Source organism: Streptomyces sp. NPDC096324 (genome assembly GCF_044763015.1).
Lineage (GTDB): Bacteria > Actinomycetota > Actinomycetes > Streptomycetales > Streptomycetaceae > Streptomyces.
This window is the reverse complement of record NZ_JBIWFK010000002.1, coordinates 83368-108108: the sequence shown is the minus strand read 5'-3', so window position 1 is coordinate 108108 and position 24741 is coordinate 83368. Positions and strand designations below refer to the sequence as shown.

The window sequence follows — 24741 nt, the reverse complement described above, 5'->3', positions numbered from 1 at the left end:
CATCATGAGGTACTACCTGTTGAGCGTGATGCAGCCGCAGGGCGAGCCGCCCGCGCCCGAGGTCCTGGAAGAGATCATGCACAAGCTGGAGGTGTTCCACACGGAGCTGCGCGAGGCCGGCGCGTGGGTGTTCGCCGGGGGACTGCACGGGCCGGACACCGCCACCGTGGTGCGGCCCCGGGACGGCGACGTCCTGGTCACCGACGGGCCGTACGCGGAGAGCAAGGAGTATCTGGGCGGGATCTGTCTGATCAAGGCGCCCGACCTGGACGCGGCGCTGACGTGGGGGAGCAAGGCGGCCCTGGCGACGACGCTCCCGATCGAGGTCCGCCCGTTCACGCACGAGACCGAGGACTGATGACCGTCGGCGCCGACGACGTCGAGGCCGTCTTCCGCGCCGAGTACGGCCGGGCGGTCGCCGTCCTGATCCGCTTCCTCGGCGACATCGATCTCGCCGAGGAAGCGGTCCAGGACGCGTTCGCCACGGCGGTGGCGAAGTGGCCGGAGACCGGCGTACCGCCGAGCCCGGCCGGCTGGATCATCACGACCGCCCGCAACCGCGCCGTCGACCGGCTGCGCCGCGAGTCCACCCGCGCCGCCCGGCAGACCGAGGCCGCCCGGCTGCAGGCCCCGGACGAGCCCGTGGAGGAGGGCCCCGTGCGCGACGACCGGCTCCGTCTGATCTTCACCTGCTGCCACCCCGCGCTGGCCCCACAGGCCCAGGTCGCGCTCACGCTCCGGCTCCTCGGCGGTCTGACCACCGCCCAGATCGCGCGCGCCTTCCTCGTCCCCGAACCCACCATGGCCCAGCGGATCGTCCGCGCCAAGGCCAAGATCCGCGACGCGGGCATCCCCTACCGCGTCCCGCGCGACGCGGACCTGCCCGACCGTGTCCGGGGGGTGCTGGCCGTCGTCTACCTCGTCTTCAACGAGGGGTACGGGGGCCGCGCGGACCTCTGCGCCGAGGCCCTGCGCCTCGGACGCCTCCTCGTGGAGCTCATGCCGGACGAACCCGAGGCGCTCGGTCTGCTCGCGCTGATGCTGCTCGTCGAGGCCCGGCGGCCCGCCCGTACGGCGGCGGACGGTGACCTGGTCCTCCTCGCCGAACAGGACCGGACGCTCTGGGACCGGGACCTGATCACGGAGGGCCAGGCCCTCGTGCGCCGCTGTCTGCGCCGGGACCGGCCGGGGCCGTACCAGATCCAGGCCGCGGTCAACGCCGTCCACAGCGACGCGCCGACCACCGCCGCCACTGACTGGGGCCAGATCCTGGCGCTGTACGACCAGCTCATGTCGCTCGCGCCCAGCCCGGTCGTGGCGCTCAACCGGGCCGTCGCCGTCGCCGAGACCCAGGGACCGGACACCGCCCTCGCGCTGGTGGAGGAGCTGGACCTGGAGGGGTACCACGCCTTCCACGCCGTACGGGCCGAGCTGCTGCGCCGGCTCGGACGTGACGCCGAGGCGCTGCGGGCGTACGACGCCGCCATCGAGCTCACCGGCAGTGCGCCCGAACGCGCCCGTCTCGAACGGACCCGAGCGGCCCTCGCCGCGGCCTGACGGCACGGTGCCCCCGGGCCCGCCCTGATCGGCGGCGTCGCGCTGCGGATGTGCGCGGCCGCGGGCATCGTGATGGAGGGGCGTGGTGTGCCGAGCGCGCGCCAGGCACTTGTCGAACGGCTCGCCGGGCATGCCGGTGGAACCGTGCGTCGGCCACCGCCCCGTCCCGGGCGGGTCCGCGCGCGGTACGCCCGCATGGGCCGAACGGCCCGTATCGGGGACCTGCGGCCCCTGCCCCGGGCGACCGCTCGACACGACGCTGGAGTCGGAGCCCCACCGGGCCCCCGATTCAGGAGGTGGACATCATGCCCCGCACCGTCACCGTGGGTCTCGACGGTTCTCCCGAGAGTCTCGCCGCCGCCGAATGGGCCGCCCGCGAGGCACGGCTGCGCGGTCTGCCGGTCAGGCTGGTCAACGTCTGGGAGCCGGCCCCGGACCCGCTGGCCCAGGCCCCGCTGCTCGGAGCCGAGACCCACCAGCACTGGAGCGAGCGGATCCCGCGCGAAGCGGCCGAAGGGCTGCGGGCACGCCACCCGGGAGTCGAGGTCGGCACACAGCAGCTCACGGGCCGGCCCGCCGAGGCGCTCCTGAAGGCCGTGGACGACGCCGAACTCCTGGTCCTCGGCACACGCGGGCTCAGTGGCGCGGGCGGATTCATGGTCGGCTCCGTGGGGCTGGCGGTCGCGGCCCACGCCCAGCGGCCCGTGGTGTTCGTACGGGCCGGTGAACAGGCCGCGGACGAGCACGAGCCGGACCCGACGGGCATCCCCTCCGCCGCGGCGCCCTTCCGCCCCGTCGTGCTCGGACTCGACACCGGCGCCCCGGACGAGTCGCTGATCGGCTTCGCCTTCGAGGCGGCCCTCCTGCGCGACACGGCGCTCCGGGTCGTGCACTCCTGGAACGAACCGCCCTACATCGCGTACGGGCTGCCGCCGGACCTGAAGATGAACGCCCGGCTGGCCGCCGAGGACGCGGCCTCCATGACGGCCGCCCTGCGGCCCTGGCGCGAGAAGTACCCGGCCGTCGAGATCATCGAGGACTCCCTGTCGGGCAAGCCGGCCAACCACCTCGTGGACGCCTCCCGGGAAGCCTCGCTCGTCGTCGTGGGCCGCAGGATCCGCCATGCCGCGCTCGGCGCCCACATCGGGCCCGTCACGCACGCCGTGCTCCACCACGCCACCGCCCCCGTGGCCGTCGTACCGCACTCGTGATCGCCACGGGTCGCACCCGGGCCCGGTGCCGATCGCAGTCCGATCGCAGTCCGATCGCACAAGGAGAGACACCTGATGAAAGCAGCAGTCGTACGAGCGTTCGGTGAGCCGCTGGTCATCGAGGAGCGCCCCGATCCCGAGCCGGGACCCGGCCAGGTCCGGGTCCGGCTGGAGGCCTCCGGGCTCTGCCACACCGACATCCACGCGGCCCACGGCGACTGGCCGGTCAAGCCGAGCCCGCCGTTCGTCCCCGGACACGAGGGCGTCGGCCTGGTCGAGGCGCTGGGCGACGGCGTCACCCATCTCACGGTGGGACAGCGGGTGGCCGTGCCCTGGCTCGGCAAGGCGTGCGGACGTTGCGAGCACTGCCTCTCCGGCTGGGAGACGCTTTGCGAGCAGCAGCTCAACACCGGCTACGGATACGACGGCGGCTACGCCGAGAAGATGCTCGCCTGGGCCGACTTCGCCCAGCCCGTGCCCGAGGGGATCTCGCCGCTCGACGCGGCCCCGCTCACCTGCGCCGGCGTCACCACGTACAAGGCCCTGAAGGTCGCCGACGTCCGGCCCAGCCAGCTCGTCGCCATCTCCGGGGTGGGCGGACTCGGCCATCTGGCCCTGCAGTACGCGAAGATCGCCGGGGCGACCGTGGCGGCGATCGACGTCACCGACGACAAGCTCGAACTCGCCGCGGAACTCGGCGCCGACATCGTGATCGACGCCCGCAAGGAGGACCCGGGCGAGGTCCTGCGGAGCCCACGCGGCGCTCGCCCTCGCGGTCAACGAGGAAGCGTTCTCCGCGGTGTACACCGGGCTGCGGCGGGGCGGGAAGCTCGTCATGGTCGCGATGCCGGCGCACGGCACGATCCAGGTCCCGATCTTCGAGACCGTGCTGAACGGCACCTCCGTGATCGGCTCCATCGTCGGCACCCGGCAGGACCTGGCCGAGGTGTTCGAGCTGCACGCCGCGGGCCGGACCCGGGTCATCCGCGAGTCCCGGTCCCTCGCATCGGTCAACGAGTCCATCGACGAGGTCCTGCAGGGCCGGATCCAGGCCCGCATCGTCTTCGACTTCGCCGAAGGGAGCTGACCCGTCGGCGTGAACGGCTCAGAGGCTCGCCGCGTGGTCCGGGACGAACGTCTGCAGATCGCGCGGCGGGCGCACGTAGCCCGTCGACGGCGGCCGCTCGGGCAGCTCCAGCACCGGCGGCGGCACCTCGCGGTACGGGACGGTGGACAGCAGATGCGCGATCATGTTGAGCCGGGCGCGGCGTTTGTCGTCGCTCTCGACCACGAACCAGGGCGCCTCGATGATGTCCGTGTGCACCAGCATCTCGTCCTTCGCCCGGGAGTACGCCTCCCAGCGGGTGATCGACTCCAGATCCATGGGGGACAGCTTCCAGCGCCGCGTGGGGTCCTTCAGCCGGCGCCGGAACCGCTTCTGCTGCTCCGCGTCGCTCACCGAGAACCAGTACTTGCGCAGCAGCACACCCGCCTCGACCAGCATCCGCTCGAAGATCGGACACTGCCGAAGGAAGACCTGGTGCTCCTCCTTCGTGCAGAAACCCATGACGTGCTCGACCCCGGCGCGGTTGTACCAGCTCCGGTCGAACAGCACGATCTCCCCGGCGGCCGGCAGATGCTCCACATACCGTTGGAAGTACCACTGGGTGCGCTCGCGCTCGGTCGGCGTGGGCAGCGCCGCGATCCGCGCGACACGCGGGTTCAGATGCTCCGCCACCCGCTTGATCGTGCCGCCCTTGCCCGCGGCGTCCCGGCCCTCGAAGACCACGACCACACGGGCGCCCTCGGTCCGCACCCACTCCTGAAGCTTCACCAGCTCCGTCTGCAGACGCAGCAGCTCCTTCTCGTACGCCGCAAGCGGCACCTTCGCCGTCTTCTCACCGGCCATGCCGCCTCCTCCGCCCGATGACGCCTCCCGTGAAGCGCCGCGATGACCCGCCTCGTCGACACACCCCGATGACCTACGGAGTCACCATGCCCAAGGCAGAACACCAGGACAGCACGGTACTGACGGACGACGAACTGCGCACGCTGGACGCCCACTGGCGGGCCGCCAACTACCTTGCCGTGGGCCAGATCTATCTGCTGTCCAACCCGCTGCTCACCGAGCCCCTGACTCCCGCGCACATCAAGCCCCGCCTGCTCGGCCACTGGGGCACCTCACCCGGCCTCAACCTGGTCCACACCCACCTCAACCGGGTGATCAAGGCACGCGGACTGGACGCGCTGTGCGTATGGGGCCCCGGGCACGGCGGCCCGGCCGTGCTGGCGAACTCCTGGCTGGAGGGCACGTACAGCCAGACGTACCCCTCCGTGCCCCGGGACCTGGAGGGCATGGAGAAACTGTTCCGGCAGTTCTCCTTCCCCGGCGGAGTCCCCAGCCATGTCGCTCCCGAGACGCCCGGCTCCATCCACGAGGGCGGCGAACTCGGCTACTCCCTCGCCCACGCCTACGGAGCCGCCTTCGACAACCCCGCGCTGCTGGTCGCCTGCGTGATCGGCGACGGCGAGGCGGAGACGGGACCGCTCGCCGCGTCCTGGCACTCCAACAAGTTCCTCGACCCGGTCCACGACGGCGCCGTCCTGCCGATCCTGCACCTCAACGGCTACAAGATCGCCAACCCGACGGTTCTCTCCCGCATCCCGGAGACCGAACTCGACGAACTGCTGCGCGGATACGGCCACGAACCGATCCACGTCACCGGCGACGACCCCGCCCAGGTGCACCGGGCCATGGCGGCCGCCATGGACGACGCCCTCGACCGCATCGCCGCCATGCAGCAGACGGCCCGCGAGGAGGGGGTGAGCGAGCGCGTCCACTGGCCGATGATCGTGCTGCGCACCCCCAAGGGCTGGACCGGCCCCGCGGAGGTCGACGGCGAGCCCGTCGAAGGAACCTGGCGCGCCCACCAGGTCCCCCTCGCCTCGGTCCGCGAAAACCGCGAACACCTGCGGCAGTTGGAGACCTGGCTGCGCTCCTACCGACCCGGGGAGCTCTTCGACGCCGAGGGCCGGCCGACCGCCGACGTCCTGGCCTGCGTACCCGAGGGCTCCCGGCGCCTCGGCGCCACCCCGCACGCCAACGGCGGCCTCCTCCTGCGCGATCTGCCGCTCCCGCCCCTGGACCGCTTCGCCGTCCCCGTCGACAAGCCCGGAGCCGGCCTCCACGAGCCGACCCGGGTCCTCGGCGACCTCCTCGAACACGTCATGCGCCAGACCTCGGAGCGCCGCGACTTCAGGCTGGTCGGCCCCGACGAGACGGCCTCCAACCGCCTGGACGCCGTCTACGGCGCCAGCGGCAAGGCCTGGCAGGCAGGGATCCTGCCGGTCGACGAACACCTCGACCGGCACGGCCGGGTGCTGGAGATCCTCTCCGAACACACCTGCCAGGGCTGGCTGGAGGGCTACCTCCTCACCGGCCGGCACGGCCTGTTCTCCTGCTACGAGGCGTTCGTCCACATCGTCGACTCCATGGTCAACCAGCACATCAAATGGCTCAGGACCTCGCGCGGACTGCCCTGGCGCGCCCCGATCGCCTCCCTCAACTACCTGCTCACCTCGCATGTCTGGCGCCAGGACCACAACGGCTTCTCGCACCAGGACCCCGGCTTCGTCGACCACGTCCTCAACAAGAGCCCCGAAGTCGTGCGGGTCTACCTCCCGCCGGACGCCAACACCCTGCTGTCCGTGATGGACCACGCACTGCGCAGCCGCGACTACGTGAACGTCGTCGTCGCCGGCAAACAGCCCTGCTTCGACTGGCTGTCCATGGACCAGGCCCGCGCCCACTGCGCCCGCGGCGCCGGCATCTGGGACTGGGCGGGAACGGCCGACGCCGACCGGGAACCCGACGTCGTCCTCGCCTGCGCGGGCGACGTCCCCACCCAGGAGATCCTGGCCGCCTCCGACCTGCTGCGCCGCCATCTGCCCGAGCTCGCCGTCCGCGTCGTCAACGTCGTCGACATGACCCGGCTGCTGCCGCGCGAGGAACACCCGCACGGGATGAGCGACTTCGAGTACGACGGACTGTTCACCACGGACAAGCCGGTGATCTTCGCCTACCACGGCTATCCCTGGCTCATCCACCGTCTCGCCTACCGCCGCACCGGCCACGGAAACCTCCATGTGCGCGGCTACAAGGAGATGGGCACCACCACGACCCCCTTCGACATGGTCGTCCGCAACGACATGGACCGCTACCGGCTCGTCATGGACGTCATCGACCGCGTCCCCGGTCTCGGCGTCCGCGCCGCCGCCCTGCGCCAGAGGATGGCCGACGCCCGCTCCCGCCACGACATCTGGATCCGCGAGCACGGCACCGATCTGCCGGAGGTCGCGGACTGGGCCTGGACCGGCTGAGGGGCCGAGCCCCCGTCAGGAGCACAACGCCGCCGTCCGGACGTACGCGGCGGCGGCCGACGCCCACGGGACGGGCCCGCCGCCGCGCGCGTGCCGCGAGGACGGCGGGCCGCCCGTACCGGAGGATGGAGGCATGGACGACCTCACCTGGGACTACGAGGGCTACCACCCGGCGCAGGAACGCCTGCGCGAATCGCTGTGCACCCTCGGCAACGGGTACTTCGCGACCCGGGGAGCGGCCCCCGAGTGCGCCGCCGACTCCGTCCACTACCCGGGCACCTACGCGGCGGGCTGCTACAACCGTCTGACCTCACAGGTGGCCGGGCAGCAGGTCGAGAACGAAGACATGGTCAACCTCCCCAACTGGCTGCCCCTGCGCGTACGGACCGCCACCGGGACCTGGCTCACCCCCGACTCCCACCGGCTCCTCGACCACCGGCTGCGCCTCGACCTGGTCGCGGGCACCCTGGAACGCACCTCGCGGTACGAGGACGAGGAGGGCCGGCGCCTCGCCGTGCGCCAGCTCCGCCTGGTCCACATGGCCGATCCCCACCTCGCCCTGCTGCGCACGGAGGTGACGGCCGAGGGCTGGTCAGGACCCGTCGAGATCGAGTCGGCGCTCGACGGGACCGTCACCAACAGCGGCGTCGAACGCTACCGCTCCCTCGCCTCCCGCCATCTGACGGACGTCGGCACCGGTACCGGGAAGCCGGACACGGTCTGGCTGCGCTGCCGCACCACCGCCTCGGAGATCGGCGTCGGACTGGCCGCCCGGACCGTCACGGACGCCCCCGTCGACACCACGGACGCGCACACCCCGGGCCGCGCCGCCCAGTCGCTCAGGATCGCGCTGACCGACGGCCGGACGGTGACCGTGGACAAGACCGTGGCCCTGCACACCTCCCACGACCCGGCGATCAAGGACCCGCTGGACGCGGCCCTCGACCGGGTCGGGCGCGCCGCCGACTTCGGGACACTCCTGGACACCCACCGCACCGCGTGGCAGCAACTGTGGCGCAACGCCGAACTCGACGTGCGCGACAGCGTGGGCTCGAACCTGCGCCTGCACCTGTTCCACGTGCTCCAGACGCTCTCCCCGCACACCGCCGAGCTCGACGTCGGCGTCCCGGCGCGCGGCCTGCACGGCGAGGCCTACCGGGGGCACGTCTTCTGGGACGAACTCTTCGTGCTGCCCTATCTGAACCTCCACTTCCCCGAGGTCTCCCGCTCCCTGCTCACCTACCGCCACCGCCGCCTGGAGCGGGCCCGCCGCACGGCGCAGGACGCCGGCCGCACCGGTGCGATGTACCCGTGGCAGAGCGGCAGCGACGGACGGGAGGAGACCCAGCGACTCCACCTGAACCCGCGCTCCGGGCGCTGGCTGCCCGACCACTCGCACCTCCAGCACCACGTCGGATCGGCGATCGCCTACAACGTGTGGCAGTACTGCGAGGCGAGCGGCGACGCCGAGTTCCTGCACACCAAGGGCATCGAGATGCTCGTGCAGATCTCCCGCTTCTGGGCCGGCTTCGCCGAGTACGACGGCACCCTCGGCCGGTACCGGATCCGCGGTGTCGTGGGCCCCGACGAGTACCACGACGCCTACCCGGACGCCGTCCGGCCCGGGCTCGACGACAACGCGTACACCAACGTCACCGCCGCCTGGGTGCTCTGCCGCACGCTCGACGTGCTGGGTGAGATGCCCGAGCTGCTGCGCCGGGACCTCGTCGAGCGGACGGGTCTCGACCCCGCCGAACTCGACCTCTGGCACGAGGTGGCGAACGGACTGCACGTGCCCTTCCACGCCGGTGTCGTCAGTCAGTTCGAGGGGTACGGGGATCTCGCGGAGCTCGACTGGGACGGCTACCGGAAGCGGTACGGCGACATCCGGCGGCTCGACCGGATCCTGGAGGCCGAGGGCGACAGCGTCAACCGCTACCAGGCCTCGAAGCAGGCGGACGTGCTGATGCTGGGCTATCTCTTCTCGCCCGCCGAACTCGGCACCCTGTTCCGCAGGCTCGGCCACGAGGTCGACGACGCCCTCTGGCGGCGCACCGTCGACCACTACCTGAGGCGTACGAGCCACGGTTCGACGCTGAGCAGCCTGGTGCACGGGTGGGTGCTGGGCCGGGCCCGGCGCGCCGAGGCGTGGACGTACATCCACGAGGCGCTTCAGGGCGACATCGCCGACCTCCAGGGCGGCACGACGGGGGAGGGCATCCACCTGGGCGCCATGGCGGGCACCCTCGACCTCGTCCAGCGGGGGCTGACCGGTATGGAGACCCGCGGCGGAGCGCTGCGGTTCGACCCGGTCCCGCTGCCGGAGCTGTCCGAGTACGGTCTCTCGATCCGCTACCGCGGGCACCGCGGTGTGCACCTGCACCTGAGCGCGGGGCGACTGAACGTCAGCGTGCCCGCGTCGGACGAGCCACCGATCGACATCACCCTGGCGGACCGTACGGTCACGGTGGCACCGGGCGAGTCCTGCACGCTCACGCTGCCTGACCGGTGACCTGACCGGTGACCTGACCGAGGACCTGACCGGGGACCGCGGGGTGGGCCGGGCGGGGGCCGGCCGGGACTCAGCGCCCGGAGTGGCGGCCGGCCGCTTCCGGGTGTTCGAGCTGGTTGGCGAGCACCGCGGCCTGGACGCGGCGATGGACACCGAGCTTGGCCAGCAGCCGGGAGATGTGGTTCTTCACCGTCTTCTCCGACAGGTAGAGCTCCTTGCCGATCTCACGGTTCGTGAGCCCGTCCCCGATCAGCGCCAGGATGTCCCGCTCGCGCGGCGAGAGACCGGCGAGCTCCGGCGAGAGGGGCGGCTCCTCGGCCGGGTCCGTGCGCAGCTTGCGCATCAGCCGGGCGGTCGTCGTGGGGTCCAGCATCGACTGGCCGGACGCGACGGTGCGGACCGCCGAGATCAGGTCGGAACCCTTGATCTGCTTCAGTACGTAGCCCGACGCCCCGGCCATGATCGCGTCGAGCAGCGCCTCCTCGTCGTCGAACGACGTCAGCATGAGACAGGACAGCTCGGGCATCTGGCTGCGCAGCTCCCGGCAGACACTGATGCCGTCGCCGTCGGGAAGGCGTACGTCGAGGACGGCCACGTCGGGGCGCAGCGCGAGGCCGCGGACGAGGGCGTGCTCCGCGGTGTCCGCGTCGCCGACCACCGAGATGTCCGGTTCGGCGTCCAGGAGGTCGGTCAGACCACGGCGCACCACCTCGTGGTCGTCGAGCAGGAAGACCCTGATCGGGTTCCTCTCGGAGAACGTTCGCGCCTCGGCCATGACGACCCCTTGTTCAGTAATGGACCCATGGACCGCGAGTCCCCTCAGGTCGATCATCACGCTTCCGGCCCCGCCGCACTAGGGCCGACCGGCCCCAATGCGGTCCGCTCGCGCCTGCGCGTCGCGGCCGGCGGCCGACTCGCACCTCCGGGCCGTTTTCCGGGCCCCTCTGATCGAAGCCTACGTCGACCACTCCTTTCGTCGCGCCCGTCGCTCCGCGTGGCTCACGACGTGCGGACTGCCGTGCACGGTGGCTCCTTGATCGTTCCAGCGGCGGACGGCGGCGGACGGCGGCGCGACGCCCGCTCTCAGCGCGCGCTGCCGCTTCCGTAGGGGGCGTACAGGTCGAGCAGTCGGGTCCGGGCCGACTGGAGCCGGTGGGCGACGATCTCGCCGGTCCACTGCGCCACGGCCATCCCCAGTTCGGGATCGTCGCGGCACAGCGCCCGGACGTCCTCGGCGTCGAACTCGTAGGCGCGCACGGGGCTGGTCGCCTCCGCCCCCAGATGCCAGGTGTGCGGGGCGAACAGCCATGACCAGCCCACGAGTTCGTTGTGTCCGAGGATCTCTATGACGGCCGCACGGCGACCCGGGACCCGCAGGTCGAGGGCCACCGTCCCGGTCCGGATGATCCAGAACCGGTCCGCGTGGCGGCCTTCCTCGAACAGCCGGGCACCCTCGGGGAACGACACCTCGCGGCCCAGCCGCAGGAGCAGCTCCCGGTGATCGGCGGGCAGCGCCCGCAGCATGGTGGATGTGGTGGAAGTGCTCATGATCCTGCCTCTTCCTGGCGCGTGACCCTTCCGCCTCGAATCTCCGCCCGCCGCCCGCCCGCCGCCATGGGCCGTCCGGCCCCGGCGGCGGGCCGCATGGCACGGGTCGGGGGTACCGGGGGGCCGGGCCTCCGTGACTCCTCCGTCACCCGCACGGTCCGGTCGTGCCGGTTCCGGGCGGCACGGAACGCGGAGCGGGGAACGGGGACCTTCGGCCCCGTCGTCAGGGACTCGCGGCCCCTCCGAACTCCCTTGCGGGCACGGGACATTGAAAGCGCAACGGAAGCGGTCGAGGCCAAGGCCGAGACCAGGCCCATGTCGAACGTCGAACACCCCTGGGAGGGACCAGCATCATGGCAGTCCACGAGCAACCTCACCCGCACACAGGGTTCCACCTTCCGTCGCGCGGGACCCGCTCGGCACAGGCATCGGGTGACGCCGCGAACACCTCGGCCACGACGCTCCGTTCGTACGCCTTCGCGGGTCTGCGTCTCCTGACGGGGCTCGTCTTCCTGTGGGCCTTCCTCGACAAGACCTTCGGATTCGGCTACGCCACCGCGTCCGGAAAGGGCTGGCTCGACGGCGGCTCGCCCACCAAGGGATTCCTCGGCGGAGTCGCGGCGGGACCGATGCAGTCGACGTTCCACTCCTGGGCGGGAGCCGCCTGGGTCGACTGGCTGTTCATGGCGGGCCTGCTCGGCGTCGGCGCCGCCCTCGTCGCCGGTGTCGCCCTGCGGCTCGCCGCGGTCGCCGGCACGGTGATGATGGCGTTCATGTGGCTCGCCGAATGGCCGCCCGCCCGCCACCTGTCCGACGGCTCGCCGAGCATGTCGCCCAACCCCTTCGTCGACTACCACGTGATCTACGCGGTCGTCCTCGTGGCGCTCGCCGTCGCGGGCGCCGGCGCCACCTGGGGTCTGGGCCGCCTGTGGGAGCGGCTCCCCGTAGTGAGCCGGAGCCCTTGGCTGCGATAACCGCGACCGAGTCCACCCCGGCGCCCCCGCGTACGCGCGGGGGCGCCGAGGCGGGGGACGGCGTCGTCGTCCGTGAGGCATGAACTCCCGTACCGCATGGGCCGGTTGGTCCCTGTCGGGGACCAGTGGCCCCTCCTCGGGTGCCCGCGCGAACGCGAGACTCGTCACGCATCCCCAAGGAGGTCCCCAGATGTCCCGCACCATCGTCGTCGGTGTCGACGGCTCGCCCGAAAGCCTCGCCGCAGCAGAGTGGGCGGCCGGAGAGGCCCGGCGCACGGACGCCCGCCTGCACGTCGTGCACGCCTGGCTGTGGCATCCCTACGTGTACGGCCTCCCGGCCGGCGCCGCGGTTCCGCTGCCCTCGGAGGACCCGCAGCGCGCATGGGCCGAACGCCTGCCGCGGGACACCGCGGCCAGGCTCGCCGCGGACCGTCCCGGTCTGTCCGCCACGGCCGAGCGCATCGCCGAGCAGCCGGTCACCGCGCTGCCGGCCGCCGCCGAGGGCGCCGAGCTGCTGGTGCTCGGGTCCAGGGGCCTCGGCGGCGTCGCCGGCTTCCTGACCGGGTCCGTCGCGCAGGCCGTGGTGGCCCGGAGCCGGACACCGATCGTTCTCGTACGAGCCGACGCGCGGCCCGCCGACGACGCCACCGGCGGAGAGGTCGTGCTCGGGCTCGACCTGGAGCACCCGGACGCCGCCGTGATCGGGTTCGCCTTCCGGGCGGCTGCCCACAGGGTGAGGGACCTGCACGTCATCCACGGCTGGAGCCTGCCGCCGTACTACGGCTACAGCGGAGCCTTCGACACGGGCCTCAACGCGGACCTGCTCACCGAGGCGCAGCGCCGACTCACCGAGGTACTGACCCCCTGGCGGGAGAAGTTCCCCGCGGTCGAGGTCCGCCAGGAGGCCGTGATCGGTGGCGCGGGGCCGCATCTCGTGGAGGCCTCGCGGAACGCCGCGCTGGTCGTGGTCGGCCGCCGGAACCGGCAGTCCGCGGTGGGCGGCCACGTCGGTCCGGTGACCCAGGCGGTACTGCACCACTCCACGGCACCGGTGGCGGTGATCCCGCACGACTGACCGATCGGTCACCGCGTACCGGTGTCAGGGCGTCTTGTGCCCCCACTGCGGTCCCAGCCGTTCCCACTCGCGCTCCCACCGGTTGTAGCGTCCCTGATCCAGCCGCCAGCGGGCGAGGCCACCGGCGCCGAAGACCAGGCCGCACAGGGCCACGGCGGCGCCGATGCCCAGCAGGGTGGACTCGGTGGCCGCGGCGCTCGTGGTCGGCGGTGCCGTGGTGGGCCGGCCCTGCGCGTCCAGCCAGATCACCACGTGCGATCCGGCCTTCTGCCCGGATTCCACCAGGGCGCTGCCGACGCGTGGTGCCCCGTTCGCGGCCGTCCATCTGACCGTCGCCCGGACGTGGTCGTAGACCGCGCCCTCCCCGGCCGGTACCGCCGATCCCGTACCGACGACCAGGACGGCCGGGACGGCGTGCCGGTCGTGGCGCAGCCGCGTGAAGGATTCCTCGGCGGCGTGCGCCGTCACCAGACCGGCGAGGGTGCCGCCCAGCACCATCACCGTCCAGACGATCAGCACGATCCACGCCTCGAAGACGTCGTCACGGCGACGCAGCGGATTCCTCCGCCAGCGCCAGCACCACTGCCTCGCACCCTGTGCTCCGCGCATGGCACCGCACCTCCTCGTTACACCCCAACAGTGCAAGCGGATCGCCGCGCGCGCGAGCGGTGGCAGAGGACGTCCGGTCCCTCGATGGGGCCCGATCGGCCCATGCGCACGGCATCTTCCCCGGTCAGGGTGGATGTACGAAGTCGATTCACGTACTGAACGAGCCGTTGGCGAGGCAATGCCCGTCCTGGCCGTCGGGACGGTCCGCTCGTCGGGAGACTCCGCTCGTGGAGCCCTCCACCCGCCGGGACGCCCCACCGGAAGGGGAGTGATGGTCATGTCCGAACAGACACGAAGCGTCATGGTGGAAGAGACGCGACGGGCGGCCGGGGCGGGCGACGTCGGGCGGCGTATCGCCGCGCGGCGCGAGGAACTCGGCCTGACCCGGCAGGACGCGGCCCTCCGCGCGGGCATCGCGGCCGGCTACCTCCGGTACCTGGAGCAGCAGCCCAGCGCGACCCCCGGGACGAGCGCCCTGATCCGGATCGCGGACGCCCTCGACACCAGCGTCGCCGCACTGCACGGCGGCGGGGCCGGCCTGCCGCCGGGTGCCGGGCGGGCCGCCGGTCACTCCGAGCTGATCGAACTCGACCCCGCGGAGTGCCGGGCCCGGCTGTCGACGCACGGCGTCGGAAGGATCGCCGCCCACACGACCGAGGGACTGGTCGTCCTTCCCGTCAACTACACCGTCGTCGACGGGGCGGTCGCTTTCAGGACGGCGCCCGGTTCGGTCCTCGCCACGACGGTCGGAGCCCACGTCGCCTTCGAGGTGGATCACCTCGACGAGGCCCTCAGCCAGGGCTGGAGCGTGCTCGTCCAGGGACGCGCCCGAGCCGTGACCGGCGCCGACGTCGTCCGGCGTCTCGACGCCCTCGCCCACAGCCGTCCCTGGGCCGGCGGCGCGGACCGCGACCTGTGGATGCGCGTCGACGAGGAAAGGATCTCGGGCCGCCGGATCGTCGTCTACTGACGGGGGCTCCGGGGTCCGGGGGCGAGGGTGCCGGGTCCGGCGGCGAGGGCTCCGGGTCCGACGACGCGGTACCGGAGCCCGGTGGCACAGCCCGAGCCCGCCGGCACGGGTGCGGTCAAGCGGCCACTTTCCGTCCGCCCGGGACCAACGGTCCCTGTTCCTCCGCGCAAGCCGCCCGAGTCCGAACCGCAAGTCTCGGTACCGCTGTGTTCCTGTACTGCTGTGTCGCCCCGACGCGTGAGAGTTGGATCCGGTGATGAATCCCGACGACGGCTTCCGTGAACTCGGCCGGCAGGAGTGCCTGGACCGGCTCGGTGGCGCGCCGATCGGCAGGCTCGTCCACACGCGGGACGCCCTGCCGGCCGTCCTGCCGGTCGACTTCAGCCTCGACGACGAGTCCGCCGTCGTGCTGCGGACCTCGGCCGACTCGGAACTGGCCCGCTCCATCGACGGCGTGGTCGTGGCGTTCGAGGCCGACTCGGTGGACGCGGCCGCGCACTCCGGCTGGAGCGTGGTCGTCACGGGCCGCGCCCTGGTGGTGAGCGACCCCGCCCAACACGACCACCTCACCCGGACCGGCCCCCGCTCCTGGATGGCCTCGCCCCACGACGTCTTCATCCGGATCACGTCCGAACTGGTCACGGGACGCGAGCTCGTCGAAGGCCGCACGCTGTACGGAGTCGATCCGCCCATCTGAGGTCGAGGGCCGAACCCGCCCTGACCGTACGGGTCCGGGGCCGGTTCAGGGCCCGCGGACTCGCCGCCCGGTGACCTTCGCGCGGGGAAAATCCCGGGCCGCTCCACCGCGGTCCGGGGCAGGATGCCTCCTGTGAACCACGTCCTGAGCGGTCTCGCCGCCAACCCGGCCCTGCCGTCCGAACTGGTCGACCGGCTGATCGCGACAGCGGACACCGACCTCGCCCATGACCTCGCCGGCCGGGAGGACCTCAGCCACGCGCAGGCGGTCGCTCTCTTCCAGCACGCCCCGGAGTGCGGCGTGCGGCTCGCCTACGCCGGGAAGCTGACAGCCGCCGACGTCGATCCCGTGACGCAGCCGGACACCGCCCTCGCCCTGCTCGACGAGGGGTCCGGCGGCCCGGAGTGGGCCCGGCTCCTCGCGGCGGACCCCATGACAGAGCACCGGGAGAAGCTGGCCGCCTGCCCCGGCCTCCCGGTCGACGTCGTGGAGAGACTCGCCGCGGACACGGATCCCCGCGTCGTCGCCGAACTTGCGCTGTGGACCACACCGGAAACCGCCGCGAGGCTCGCGGAGCATCCGCACGCCGGGGTCCGCCGCGCTGTGGCGTGCAACGAGTCGACACCCCCGGACGTATTGGCCGCGCTCATCACCGGCGAGGGACTGCCGCCCGCGCGGCACTGTCCGGTCTGCGACCGCGAGGCGACCCCCTTCACCCACGATCCGGAATGCTCACGGACGGACTGCGACCTGGCTGCCGGCGACTCCTGCGACGGCTCCCACGAATCCACCGTGCACGAGATACAGGTCGCGGCACTCCGCAACCCCGGCACGCCCACCGAGGCGGTCGTCCGCTTCGCGGACCACCCTTCGATGCTGCTGCGCTGGACACTCGCCGCCCGCGAGGACCTGCCCCCGCAGGTGTGCGCCGGGCTCGCCACGGACCCCGTTCCCGGCGTCCGTGCCGACCTCGCCGAGAACCCCGCGACCGGCGAGGACGTCATCCGCGTACTGGCGCGGGATCCGGACATCGCCGTACGCCGTGGCCTCGCCCGGCATCCCCGGGTCCCGCTCGACGTGCTCACCGGACTGGCCCGCGCCGCAAAGGTCGGTGCCACGCTGCTTCCCCGTGTCGCCGCCGCGACCCCCGCCGAGATCGATGACCTGGCCCGGTCACCGGACCCGGCGGCACGCATGCTCGCGGCCCAACGCCGTGATCTGCCGCCCCGGATACGCGACGCGCTGGCAAGTGACCCCGACGCGAAGGTGGTCAAGGCCGTCGCGCCGCACCCGGGGCTCACCGAAGGGCAGTTGAGGGACATGGTCGACCGGCACGGAATCCGGGTCCTCGCCCGAGTCGCGGCCAACCCCGGTGCGACCCCCGGTCTGTTGGAACACCTGACGCTTCAGGCGCCACCGGCGCAGAAGGCGCTCCGAGAAGTCGCCCGGCACCCGGACGCGACGGCCCGGGCCCTGCTCTCCTGTCTCGCTGACGAGCGGGCGAGACCCGTGGCCGCCTCTCACTCGGCCCTCCCGACGGGGGTGATCGTGGAACTGCTCTCCGACCCCGACGGGCGGGTGGTGGAAGCGGCGGCCGCCAACCCGTCGCTGCCGCCCGCGGTGATGGCGCGACTCGTGACCGGGGCCGACAAGGCCCGCACAAGCGCCGGTTGAGACGCCGGGCGGTGACGACGGAGCGGGCCGCACATCCGTCACCACGGATGTGCGGCCCGCCCGGTGCTCATTCAACGCCCGACAGGGCTCACAGCATCTCGGTCTCGCCGCGGGACGCCTCGCCCCACAGTGTGTGGAAGCTGCCCTGGCGGTCGGTGCGCCGGTAGGTGTGGGCACCGAAGAAGTCGCGCTGGCCCTGGGTGAGGGCGGCCGGCAGTCGGTCGGCGCGCAGAGTGTCGTAGTAGGACAGCGCCGCGGAGAACGCGGGCACCGGGACGCCTCTGCGGGTGGCGATGGAGACGACCTCGCGCCACGGGACCTGGGCGTCCTTGATCTCGGTGGCGAACCCCGCGTCGGACAGCAGGCTCACCAGTCCCGGGTCGACGGCGTACGCGGCGCGGATACGGTCGAGGAACGCCGCGCGGATGATGCAGCCGCCGCGCCAGATCTTCGCCACCTCGCCTAGGTCGATGTCCCAGCCGTACTCGGCGGCGGCGTCCAGGATCATCTTCCAGCCCTGGTCGTAGGCGATCAGCTTCGAGGCGTACAGGGCGTGTTCGACCTGGCTGGTGAAGCGCTCGGCCTCGGTCCCCGACAGGTCCCAGTGGGTGCCGCCGGGCAGGCCGCGATAGGCGGAGCGCAGTCCGTCCTGGCTGGAGGCGGCGCGGGCGAAGGTGGCCTGCGCGATGGCGGTGACCGGGGAGCCGAGGTCCAGGGCGGTCTGCACGGTCCAGCGGCCGGTGCCCTTCTGCCCCGCGGCGTCCACCACGATGTCGACGAAGGGCTCCCCGGTGGCGGCGTCCGTGTGCGCGAGCACCTCGGCGGTGATCTCGATGAGGTACGAGTCGAGGCGGCCCTTGTTCCAGCGCCGGAAGATCTCCGCTATCTGCGGCGGCGTGTAGCCCCCGACGCGGCGGAGCAGGTCGTAGGCCTCGCCGATCAGCTGCATGTCGGCGTACTCGATGCCGTTGTGCACCATCTTGACGAAGTGACCGGCGCCGTCGGTGCCGATGTGCGTGGCGCAGGGCTCGCCGTCCACCTTGGCACTGATCGACTCGAACATCGGGCCCAGCGAGGCGTACGACTCGGGGGAGCCGCCGGGCATGATGCTCGGCCCGTTGAGGGCGCCCTCCTCGCCACCCGACACACCCGCGCCGACGAAGTGGATGCCCCGCTCGCGGAGCGACTGTTCACGCCGGCGGGTGTCGGAGAAGTGGGCGTTGCCCCCGTCGATGATCATGTCGCCGGTTTCGAGCAGCGGCGCGAACTCCTCGATGACGGCGTCCGTGGCCGCACCCGCCTGCACCATGATCATGAGGCGACGCGGGCGCTCCAGCGCCGCCACGAAGTCCTCGGCCGACTCGGCCGCGACGAACGAACCCTCGTGCCCGAACTCCTCGACCAGTGCCTTGGTGCGTGCGGGCGTGCGGTTGTGGACGGCGACGGTGTAGCCGTTCCGGGCGAAGTTGCGGGCCAGATTGCGGCCCATCACGGCGAGCCCTGTGACGCCGATCTGTGCGGTCGCCTTCATGGTGTGCTCCTTGGATCCGGATCTGCCTGTCCGCGTACCTGACGGGCGAGCAGACGACTGTCGCTGTGCCGATCAGTACGCCGCCGGGAGCTCAGGTGTTCACCTTTCGGGGCGGGAGCTGTGAGGGACGGTGGATCGGGTGCCGGGTGCCGGGTGCCAGGTGCCGGGCGTCGCGTGGCGGACGTCGGGTGCCGGGCGTGGGGCGTCGGGCCGCGCCGGGGTCAGCCGTCCCGGCGCAGCCGCCATCCGTGGTCCACCGGTCCGATACCGGCACCGAGCGCGAAACCGGACTCGATCGCGGCGGTCACGTACGCCTTGGCCCGCCGTACGGCCTCCGGCACGTCGAGGCCCCCGGCCAGGCCCACCGCGATGGCCGAGGCGAGCGTGCACCCCGTGCCGTGCGTGTGGCGGTTGTCGTGGCGGGGCGCGCGCAGCCAGTGCTCGGCCGTTCCGTCGGTGAGCAGATCGACGGCCTGGCCCGGCAGATGGCCGCCCTTCACCAGCACCCAGCGGGGACCGAACGCGAGCAGCAGGTCTGCGGCCCGGCGCATGTCCGCCTCGCCGTCCACCTTCACGCCGGTGAGCTGGGCGACCTCGTCGAGATTCGGGGTGGCCACGGTCGCGCGCGGCAGCAACCGGGTCCGTACGGCGTCCAGGGCGTCGTCGGCCAGCAGCCGGTCCCCGTGCTTGGACACGCTCACCGGGTCCACGACGACCGGGACGCCCACGTCGGACAGCAACTCGGCGACGGTGGTGACGAGTCCGGGCGACGAGAGCATCCCCGTCTTCACGGCCTGCACGCCGATGTCGTCGACCACACTGCGGTACTGGGCCCGTACCGCCTCCTCGGACAGCTCCCAAGCCCCCTGCACACCCACGGAGTTCTGCGCTGTCACGGCGGTGAGCACGCTCATCCCGTGGGCGCCCAGCGCGAGCATGGTCTTGAGGTCGGCCTGGATGCCTGCGCCTCCGCCGGAATCGGATCCGGCGATCGTCAGGACGCGGGGCGGTGCGGTCATGCGAGGGTTCCTCTCGGGTACGGCCACGGGCGCCAGGGCCCTCGGCCGGCGGAGCGACGGGCGGCGGCCCTCAGGCGCGTCGGCGCAGCCGCAGCGGGGCGTAGAGGGCGAGGGCGACGAGGAACGCCACGTAGTAGGAGAGATCGGCGCCGTGCAGCGCGTCGGCCACCGGACCGACGTACAGGCTCGTGTCCATGAACGGCACGGCCGCGCCGAACGCCACGACGAAGGCCACCAGCGACGGCCATCCAGGGCGCGGACGGGACATCTCGGCGGCGACGTCGACCGGGGCGCCCGCGCGCTCCCGCCCCCGGGCGATCCAGTCGACGACGACGATCGCGACGAACCCGGGGATCCAACAGCCCACGAACAGCAGCACGTTCTGGAAGCGTGCCGTGGTGTCGGCGGCGTGCATCCACAGCACCAGCGGGAAGCCGAGCGCCGCGGCCAGGGCGGCGGCGACCGGTCGCGGTATCCGCACGCCCAGGGTCTGCAGGGCCAGCGAACCGCTGTAGTCGTTCATCGCGTTGCTGCACACCGCGGCCAGTGCCACGGCCAGCAGCCCGAACGCGCCCGCCGCGCCGCCGCCCAGCAGCGCGTCCACGCCCGCCGCGGTCTGGTCGGTGAGCACCGAGGCGCCCCACAGCCCGAGGACCTGAACGGCGACGAAGGACGCGACGAGTCCGAGCAGGGTGCACCAGAACATGCGCGGGCGGGACGTCGTACGCGGCAGATAGCGGCTGAAGTCACCGGCGTACGGCGCCCAGGACAGCGACAGGCTCAGCGCGATGGTGCTGGTGAGGACGAACGCGCCGACGCGGTCGGCGCCGGTGGCGGACCCGGTGGTCGCGGGGTGGACCCCGTCGAGCATCCGCCAGGCGATCACCGCGAAGGCCACGGCGAGCACGAACGTCATGACGATCTGGAGGCGGTGGATGGCTTCGTAGCCGAGGACGCCGAGCGCCCCCTGGGCGGCCATCATGACCAGGACGCCGAGCCAGAACGGCCAGCCGCACAGCCGCGCCAGCGCATCCCCGCCGAACAGGCCGATCAGAGCGTCCCAGGCGACCGAGGACAGCCACTGGAGCGCGCCGGGAAGCGCGACGGACCGGCCGAACGCGAGCCGCGCGAGCGGGAGTTGGCCGGTGCCGGTGAGGCCGCCCCAGGTGCTCAGGTAGGCGGTGGGCAGCGCGCCGAGCACGGTCCCGAGGACGACCGCGGCGAGTGCGGTGGTGAAGTCCAGGCCGAGCGCGATCCCGATCGTGCCGGTGAACACGCCCGTCATCGTCAGGTTCGGGGCGAACCACACGGTGAACAGGCGTCCCGCCCCGCCGTACCGGTTGCCCTCCGGGACCGGCTCGATGCCGTGCCCCTCCACGCGGAGGTCGCCGGGTGCGGCCGGCATCCGCCCGTCGAAGACGGCGGGCCGGCTGTCGGCGGGCAGCCCGCCGGAAACATGCGCCAATGGCATGGAAGACATCCCTCCGCCAGTATGAACTGGTTCAGGTTCGACGGGTGTGATCTCAGCCCTCGGACGGGGCACCCCGTGTCCGGTACGACGGACACCCTAACCGCTCCCGGCGACGGAGCGGGAGTGGGTCCTCACTCCGGCGGATCAGCGCGTGCCACTCCCGCGGATCAGCGCGGACCACTCCCGTGGACCGGCGCGCACCACTCCCGTGGACCGGCGTGCACCCGCGCGCGCTCCGGTTCACCCGCGCGTGCTCCGGTTCATTCGAACGGCGCGGGCGGGCCGGTTCACAGCGCGGCGCGTGCCTCCCCTCGGTACTGTCGGAAGTGATCGCCGCTCGCTCTGCGCTCCCGGGTTCCGGGCCCCGGTGGCAGGGCGGAAGGAGGCAGGGTGCCGTGACCGTGATCTCCCTGAAGTCCGCGCGGGTGCGGGAAGGACTCGCCCTTCCGTACGCCGAGGCCGGCTACCCCAGTGGTACGCCCGTCGTCTTCGTGCACGGCCTCGCCGACTCCTGGTGGTCCTTCGAGCCCCTCCTGAGGCGCCTTCCGGCGTCCCTGCACGGATACGCGCCCACGCAGCGCGGGCACGGCGATGCCGACCGGCCCCCGGAGGGCTACGCTCCCGACGACTTCGCGGCGGACCTGGTGGCCTTCCTGGACGCGGTCGACATCCCCCGGGCCGTCCTGGTCGGGGCGTCCAGTGGCGGCGTACCGGCCCGGATCGTCGCCGGCAGCCACCCCGACCGCATCGCGGGTCTGGTGCTGCTCGGCGTCCCCGGCACCCTCGCGGACAAACCGGCGGTGACCGACCTGGTGACGGCCATGGAGGACCTGGCCGATCCCGTGCCCCGCGCGTTCGTCGAGGACTTCCTGGCCGACACCGTGGCCCGCCCGATCGCCCGGGGGTTCGTCGAGACGATGGTGGAGGAGAACCTGAAGCTGCCCGCGCACGTCTGGAAGGACACCGCCCGCGGGCTCCTGGACGCCGATCTCCGCGCGACCCTCGGGGGCATCCTCGTGCCCACACTCGTCATCTGGGGTGAACAGGACGAATTCCTGCCGCGCGAGGACCAGCAGACCATCGTGGACGCCGTCCACGGCGCCGACTTCATCGCCTACCCGGAGACCGGGCACTCCGTCCACTGGGAACAGCCCGAGCGCGTGGTCGCCGACATCGCCGCCTTCGTCACGCGGATCGAGCACCCCGGCACGCGAGCCGGCGGCCGCTGACCTCACCCGGCGGGGGCGCGGAAAGCCGTCGGCCCGGGGCCACGGTCATTGACGCGATCCGTACCGCAGCCCCCCGCCGACAGGTCTCTGCATGGCATGCTCATGCTCCCCACAGGAAGGGATCACGTGCCATGAGACCGAGCCGACGCTCCCTGCTCGCCGCCACCGCCGTACTGGGATCCGTTGTCGCCGCCCCCGCACCCGCGGGCGCCGCCGAAGTGCCCACCGCGGGCGCCTTTTATGTACAGAGCGCCGTCACAGGACTGAACGCCGCCGACAGCGCGGGCGCGGTCGTCCAGCACAACCCCAAGGGCAACGAGGACCACCAGCAGTGGACGCTGCGCCAGAGCGGCTCCTCCTTCGTGCTCGAAAGCGCCGACGCGGCGGGCAGTTGCCTGGGCCGCTCGGGCGGCCAGGCCCGGACCGTCGCGTGTACCAGCGCGGATGCCGCCTGGGAGGTGACGCCGAGCGGCACCGACCAGTACGCCCTCAAAGCCCCGGGAACGAACGGCTACTTGACCGTCACCGACAGGTCCTCGGGCGCCAACTATCCGGCCCAGTTCGCGATCGGCGCAGCGGGCGCCCTCGCCTCCTGGTACCTCACCCCGGTCGCGCCCACGACCCGGCCGATGCCGTCCCAGGACCAACGCACCCTGGACCAGGTCACGTTCCTCACCGCGCACAACGCCTACGCGAACGGTGTGGACGGCGGATTCGCCCCGCCCTTCGTGAACTTCGTACCCAATCAGAAGCGCGGCATCAATCAACAACTCGCCGACGGTGTACGGGGTTTCATGCTGGACCTGCATCAGACCCCCGACGGAGCCATCCTCTGTCACAACAGTTGCACCCTCGTCAGCAGGCCGGTCGCGCTCTGGGTCGACCTCCAGCGCATGGTCGACTTCCTCAAGCAGCACCCCGATCAGTTCGTCACCGTGTTCCTGGAGGACTACGTCGACCCGGGCGTCCTGCGCGCCGAACTCGCCCGGGTGAACGGCCTGTCCGACGTCCTCTACCGGCCCGATCAGACCGGCGTGCGCGAGCACGGCTGGCCGAAGCTGGCCGATCTCACCGCCGCCGGGCACCGCCTGCTCATCTTCACCGACCACAGCCGTTCGTCCGACGAGTCCGCCGGTCTGACCCGGGACAGCTTCGGCGTCATGTACCAGCGCGAGTGGACCGTCGAGAACTACTGGTCCATGGGATCGGGCCTCGGCTCCTCCGACTGGTCCTGCTACAGCCGCTGGTACGGCGCGGACACGAACGTCCCGCTCACCCGCACCGAGCCCGCCTTCCGTCCCCTCTTCGTCATGAACCACTTCCGCGACGTCACCATCTCGGGGACCGCCGGCACGGACAACACCAAACTCGCCGACCGGGCCCGCCGCTTCTGCGAGCCGGCCGCCCGCAAGAAGCCCAACTATCTGGCCGTCGACCGCTACGACCTGGGCGACCCCGCCTCCGCGGTGAACACGCTGAACACGTACGTGTATCCGTAGCCTGCCGTGGGGCGGCGACGGGGGCGCCGCCCCACGGCGGATGTCAGTGCCGTGCGGCAGGATCCACCTCTCGACCGGAGAGGGGATCAGTCATGGGTATGGGGTACAAGACGTCCTGGCTCGCTGTGCCCGGTGTGGACAGCGGGGCGGTCGCCGACGCGCTCGGACTGGTGGGGCGAGTGGCGATGGACTGGGACGCGGGGACGGAAGCGGCCTACACGCGGGGCGTGTTCGTGGCGTCCCCCGTGGAAGGCTGGACGCTCGCCCACGGCCGGATCCACCTCGACAACGGACGCGACGGCGACGGTCCCGCCATGCTGGCCTGGCTCGAGTCCCTCGGTCGGCGCCTGGGCGAACTTCAGTACTTCAGCACGGATCGCATCGGTGACTGTCACGCCTGGGCGAGAGTGGAGGCCGGCCGAGTGGTCCGGGCCTACTGCTACGACGGCTGCACCGGTGACGTGCCCCTGCGATACGGCGAGCCCACCGAGATCGAGCGCCGACTCGGCGTCGGACAAAGGGGGCTGGAGGAGGTCCGGGAGAACTGGAGCGAGGCCGAATGGGACGACTGGCATGCCGCCATGCCCGACGAGCAACACGTCATGGCCATCGCCCGGAACTGGGGAATCCTCCCTCTGGAGATCCCGGACGGAGCCCCCGTGGACGACGGCATCCATGGACTTCCCCCAGGCGTCGAATAGCGCCGACGCGTCCGCGGCCCGCCGGTGAGCGAGTGACGCCTCATTCAGTGCTCGCGGAGCTCTCTGAGGCTCGGTATCAGGTCG

Annotated in this window: 20 protein-coding genes, 1 pseudogene and 1 riboswitch; of the genes and pseudogenes, 14 read left to right on the top strand and 7 right to left on the bottom strand. The window is 72.2% G+C overall.

From position 1 onward, the window contains the following. Positions 1–4: 4 nt before the first annotated feature. From ACIQ7M_RS04020 to ACIQ7M_RS04005, 4 genes and pseudogenes are all read left to right on the top strand, one after another. Positions 5–358: a YciI family protein gene (locus ACIQ7M_RS04020; RefSeq protein ID WP_403639400.1), complete on the top strand. Its 354-nt coding sequence runs from the start codon at positions 5–7 to the stop codon at positions 356–358. Further along, positions 358–1557 (top strand): RNA polymerase sigma factor, encoded by a 1200-nt coding sequence (locus tag ACIQ7M_RS04015; protein ID WP_403639398.1) that lies wholly within the window; start codon positions 358–360, stop codon positions 1555–1557. The genes ACIQ7M_RS04020 and ACIQ7M_RS04015 overlap by 1 nt, the downstream gene beginning before the upstream one ends. 305 nt (positions 1558–1862) lie before the next feature. Next, positions 1863–2768 carry a universal stress protein gene (locus ACIQ7M_RS04010; protein WP_403639396.1) on the top strand — a complete coding sequence of 302 codons (906 nt, stop codon included), beginning with the start codon at positions 1863–1865 and terminating at the stop codon, positions 2766–2768. A 75-nt stretch (positions 2769–2843) separates the two neighbouring features. After that, positions 2844–3855 (top strand): annotated as a pseudogene (locus tag ACIQ7M_RS04005) (zinc-dependent alcohol dehydrogenase). An 18-nt stretch (positions 3856–3873) separates the two neighbouring features. Here ACIQ7M_RS04005 and ppk2 read toward each other — a convergent pair. After that, entirely contained in the window at positions 3874–4677 is an 804-nt protein-coding gene (ppk2, locus tag ACIQ7M_RS04000; RefSeq protein WP_403639394.1) for a polyphosphate kinase 2, read from the bottom strand. A gap of 86 nt (positions 4678–4763) precedes the next feature. Between ppk2 and ACIQ7M_RS03995 the strand changes: the two genes are divergently transcribed. Both ACIQ7M_RS03995 and ACIQ7M_RS03990 read left to right on the top strand, forming a co-directional pair. Continuing rightward, complete coding sequence (locus tag ACIQ7M_RS03995; RefSeq protein ID WP_403639392.1) at positions 4764–7148, top strand: phosphoketolase; 2385 nt, start codon at positions 4764–4766, stop codon at positions 7146–7148. 133 nt (positions 7149–7281) lie between these two features. Then, positions 7282–9660, top strand: a complete 2379-nt coding sequence (locus tag ACIQ7M_RS03990; RefSeq protein WP_403639390.1) for a glycoside hydrolase family 65 protein — start codon at positions 7282–7284, stop codon at positions 9658–9660. Positions 9661–9730: 70 nt separating this feature from the next. On the opposite strand, the gene ACIQ7M_RS03985 is transcribed toward ACIQ7M_RS03990, so the two are convergent. Both ACIQ7M_RS03985 and ACIQ7M_RS03980 read right to left on the bottom strand, forming a co-directional pair. Beyond that, on the bottom strand, positions 9731–10435 hold the full coding sequence (locus ACIQ7M_RS03985; RefSeq protein WP_403639388.1) for a response regulator: 705 nt from the start codon (positions 10433–10435) through the stop codon (positions 9731–9733). 308 nt (positions 10436–10743) lie between these two features. Continuing rightward, the gene (locus tag ACIQ7M_RS03980; RefSeq protein ID WP_355773113.1) at positions 10744–11208 is read right to left on the bottom strand and encodes a cyclic nucleotide-binding domain-containing protein; all 465 of its coding nucleotides are present in this window, start codon (positions 11206–11208) and stop codon (positions 10744–10746) included. 353 nt (positions 11209–11561) lie between these two features. Between ACIQ7M_RS03980 and ACIQ7M_RS03975 the strand changes: the two genes are divergently transcribed. Both ACIQ7M_RS03975 and ACIQ7M_RS03970 read left to right on the top strand, forming a co-directional pair. Further along, positions 11562–12182, top strand: coding sequence for a hypothetical protein (locus ACIQ7M_RS03975; RefSeq protein WP_403639386.1), 621 nt, complete (start codon positions 11562–11564; stop codon positions 12180–12182). A 190-nt stretch (positions 12183–12372) separates the two neighbouring features. Then, positions 12373–13257: a universal stress protein gene (locus ACIQ7M_RS03970; protein ID WP_403639384.1), complete on the top strand. Its 885-nt coding sequence runs from the start codon at positions 12373–12375 to the stop codon at positions 13255–13257. Positions 13258–13281: 24 nt separating this feature from the next. On the opposite strand, the gene ACIQ7M_RS03965 is transcribed toward ACIQ7M_RS03970, so the two are convergent. Beyond that, complete coding sequence (locus ACIQ7M_RS03965; RefSeq protein WP_355775466.1) at positions 13282–13866, bottom strand: hypothetical protein; 585 nt, start codon at positions 13864–13866, stop codon at positions 13282–13284. A gap of 277 nt (positions 13867–14143) precedes the next feature. On the opposite strand from ACIQ7M_RS03965, the gene ACIQ7M_RS03960 reads away from it, so the two are divergent. The 3 genes from ACIQ7M_RS03960 to ACIQ7M_RS03950 all read left to right on the top strand — a co-directional run bounded on the left by ACIQ7M_RS03960 (position 14144) and on the right by ACIQ7M_RS03950 (position 17207). After that, positions 14144–14836 carry a helix-turn-helix domain-containing protein gene (locus ACIQ7M_RS03960; protein ID WP_403639382.1) on the top strand — a complete coding sequence of 231 codons (693 nt, stop codon included), beginning with the start codon at positions 14144–14146 and terminating at the stop codon, positions 14834–14836. Between the two features lie 256 nt (positions 14837–15092). Then, the gene (locus ACIQ7M_RS03955; RefSeq protein WP_403639380.1) at positions 15093–15533 is read left to right on the top strand and encodes a pyridoxamine 5'-phosphate oxidase family protein; all 441 of its coding nucleotides are present in this window, start codon (positions 15093–15095) and stop codon (positions 15531–15533) included. Positions 15534–15665: 132 nt separating this feature from the next. After that, positions 15666–17207 carry a hypothetical protein gene (locus tag ACIQ7M_RS03950; protein WP_403639378.1) on the top strand — a complete coding sequence of 514 codons (1542 nt, stop codon included), beginning with the start codon at positions 15666–15668 and terminating at the stop codon, positions 17205–17207. Between the two features lie 88 nt (positions 17208–17295). Here the strand turns inward: ACIQ7M_RS03950 and gndA are convergent, their stop codons facing one another. The 3 genes from gndA to ACIQ7M_RS03935 all read right to left on the bottom strand — a co-directional run bounded on the left by gndA (position 17296) and on the right by ACIQ7M_RS03935 (position 21228). Further along, positions 17296–18738, bottom strand: a complete 1443-nt coding sequence (gene gndA, locus ACIQ7M_RS03945; protein ID WP_386976347.1) for an NADP-dependent phosphogluconate dehydrogenase — start codon at positions 18736–18738, stop codon at positions 17296–17298. Positions 18739–18959: 221 nt separating this feature from the next. After that, a complete protein-coding gene (gene thiD / locus ACIQ7M_RS03940; protein ID WP_386976344.1) occupies positions 18960–19757 on the bottom strand; it encodes a bifunctional hydroxymethylpyrimidine kinase/phosphomethylpyrimidine kinase in 798 nt (265 codons plus the stop codon). Positions 19758–19827: 70 nt separating this feature from the next. Continuing rightward, positions 19828–21228, bottom strand: a complete 1401-nt coding sequence (locus tag ACIQ7M_RS03935; RefSeq protein ID WP_403639375.1) for a purine-cytosine permease family protein — start codon at positions 21226–21228, stop codon at positions 19828–19830. Next, a riboswitch (TPP riboswitch) is annotated at positions 21220–21314 on the bottom strand. It overlaps the preceding gene by 9 nt. Before the next feature lie 309 nt (positions 21315–21623). Here ACIQ7M_RS03935 and ACIQ7M_RS03930 point away from each other — a divergent pair. The 3 genes from ACIQ7M_RS03930 to ACIQ7M_RS03920 all read left to right on the top strand — a co-directional run bounded on the left by ACIQ7M_RS03930 (position 21624) and on the right by ACIQ7M_RS03920 (position 24657). Continuing rightward, entirely contained in the window at positions 21624–22457 is an 834-nt protein-coding gene (locus ACIQ7M_RS03930) for an alpha/beta fold hydrolase (protein WP_403639373.1), read from the top strand. 131 nt (positions 22458–22588) lie between these two features. After that, positions 22589–23956 carry an RICIN domain-containing protein gene (locus ACIQ7M_RS03925; RefSeq protein WP_403639371.1) on the top strand — a complete coding sequence of 456 codons (1368 nt, stop codon included), beginning with the start codon at positions 22589–22591 and terminating at the stop codon, positions 23954–23956. Between the two features lie 92 nt (positions 23957–24048). Next, complete coding sequence (locus ACIQ7M_RS03920) at positions 24049–24657, top strand: hypothetical protein (RefSeq protein ID WP_403639369.1); 609 nt, start codon at positions 24049–24051, stop codon at positions 24655–24657. Positions 24658–24741 lie beyond the last annotated feature (84 nt).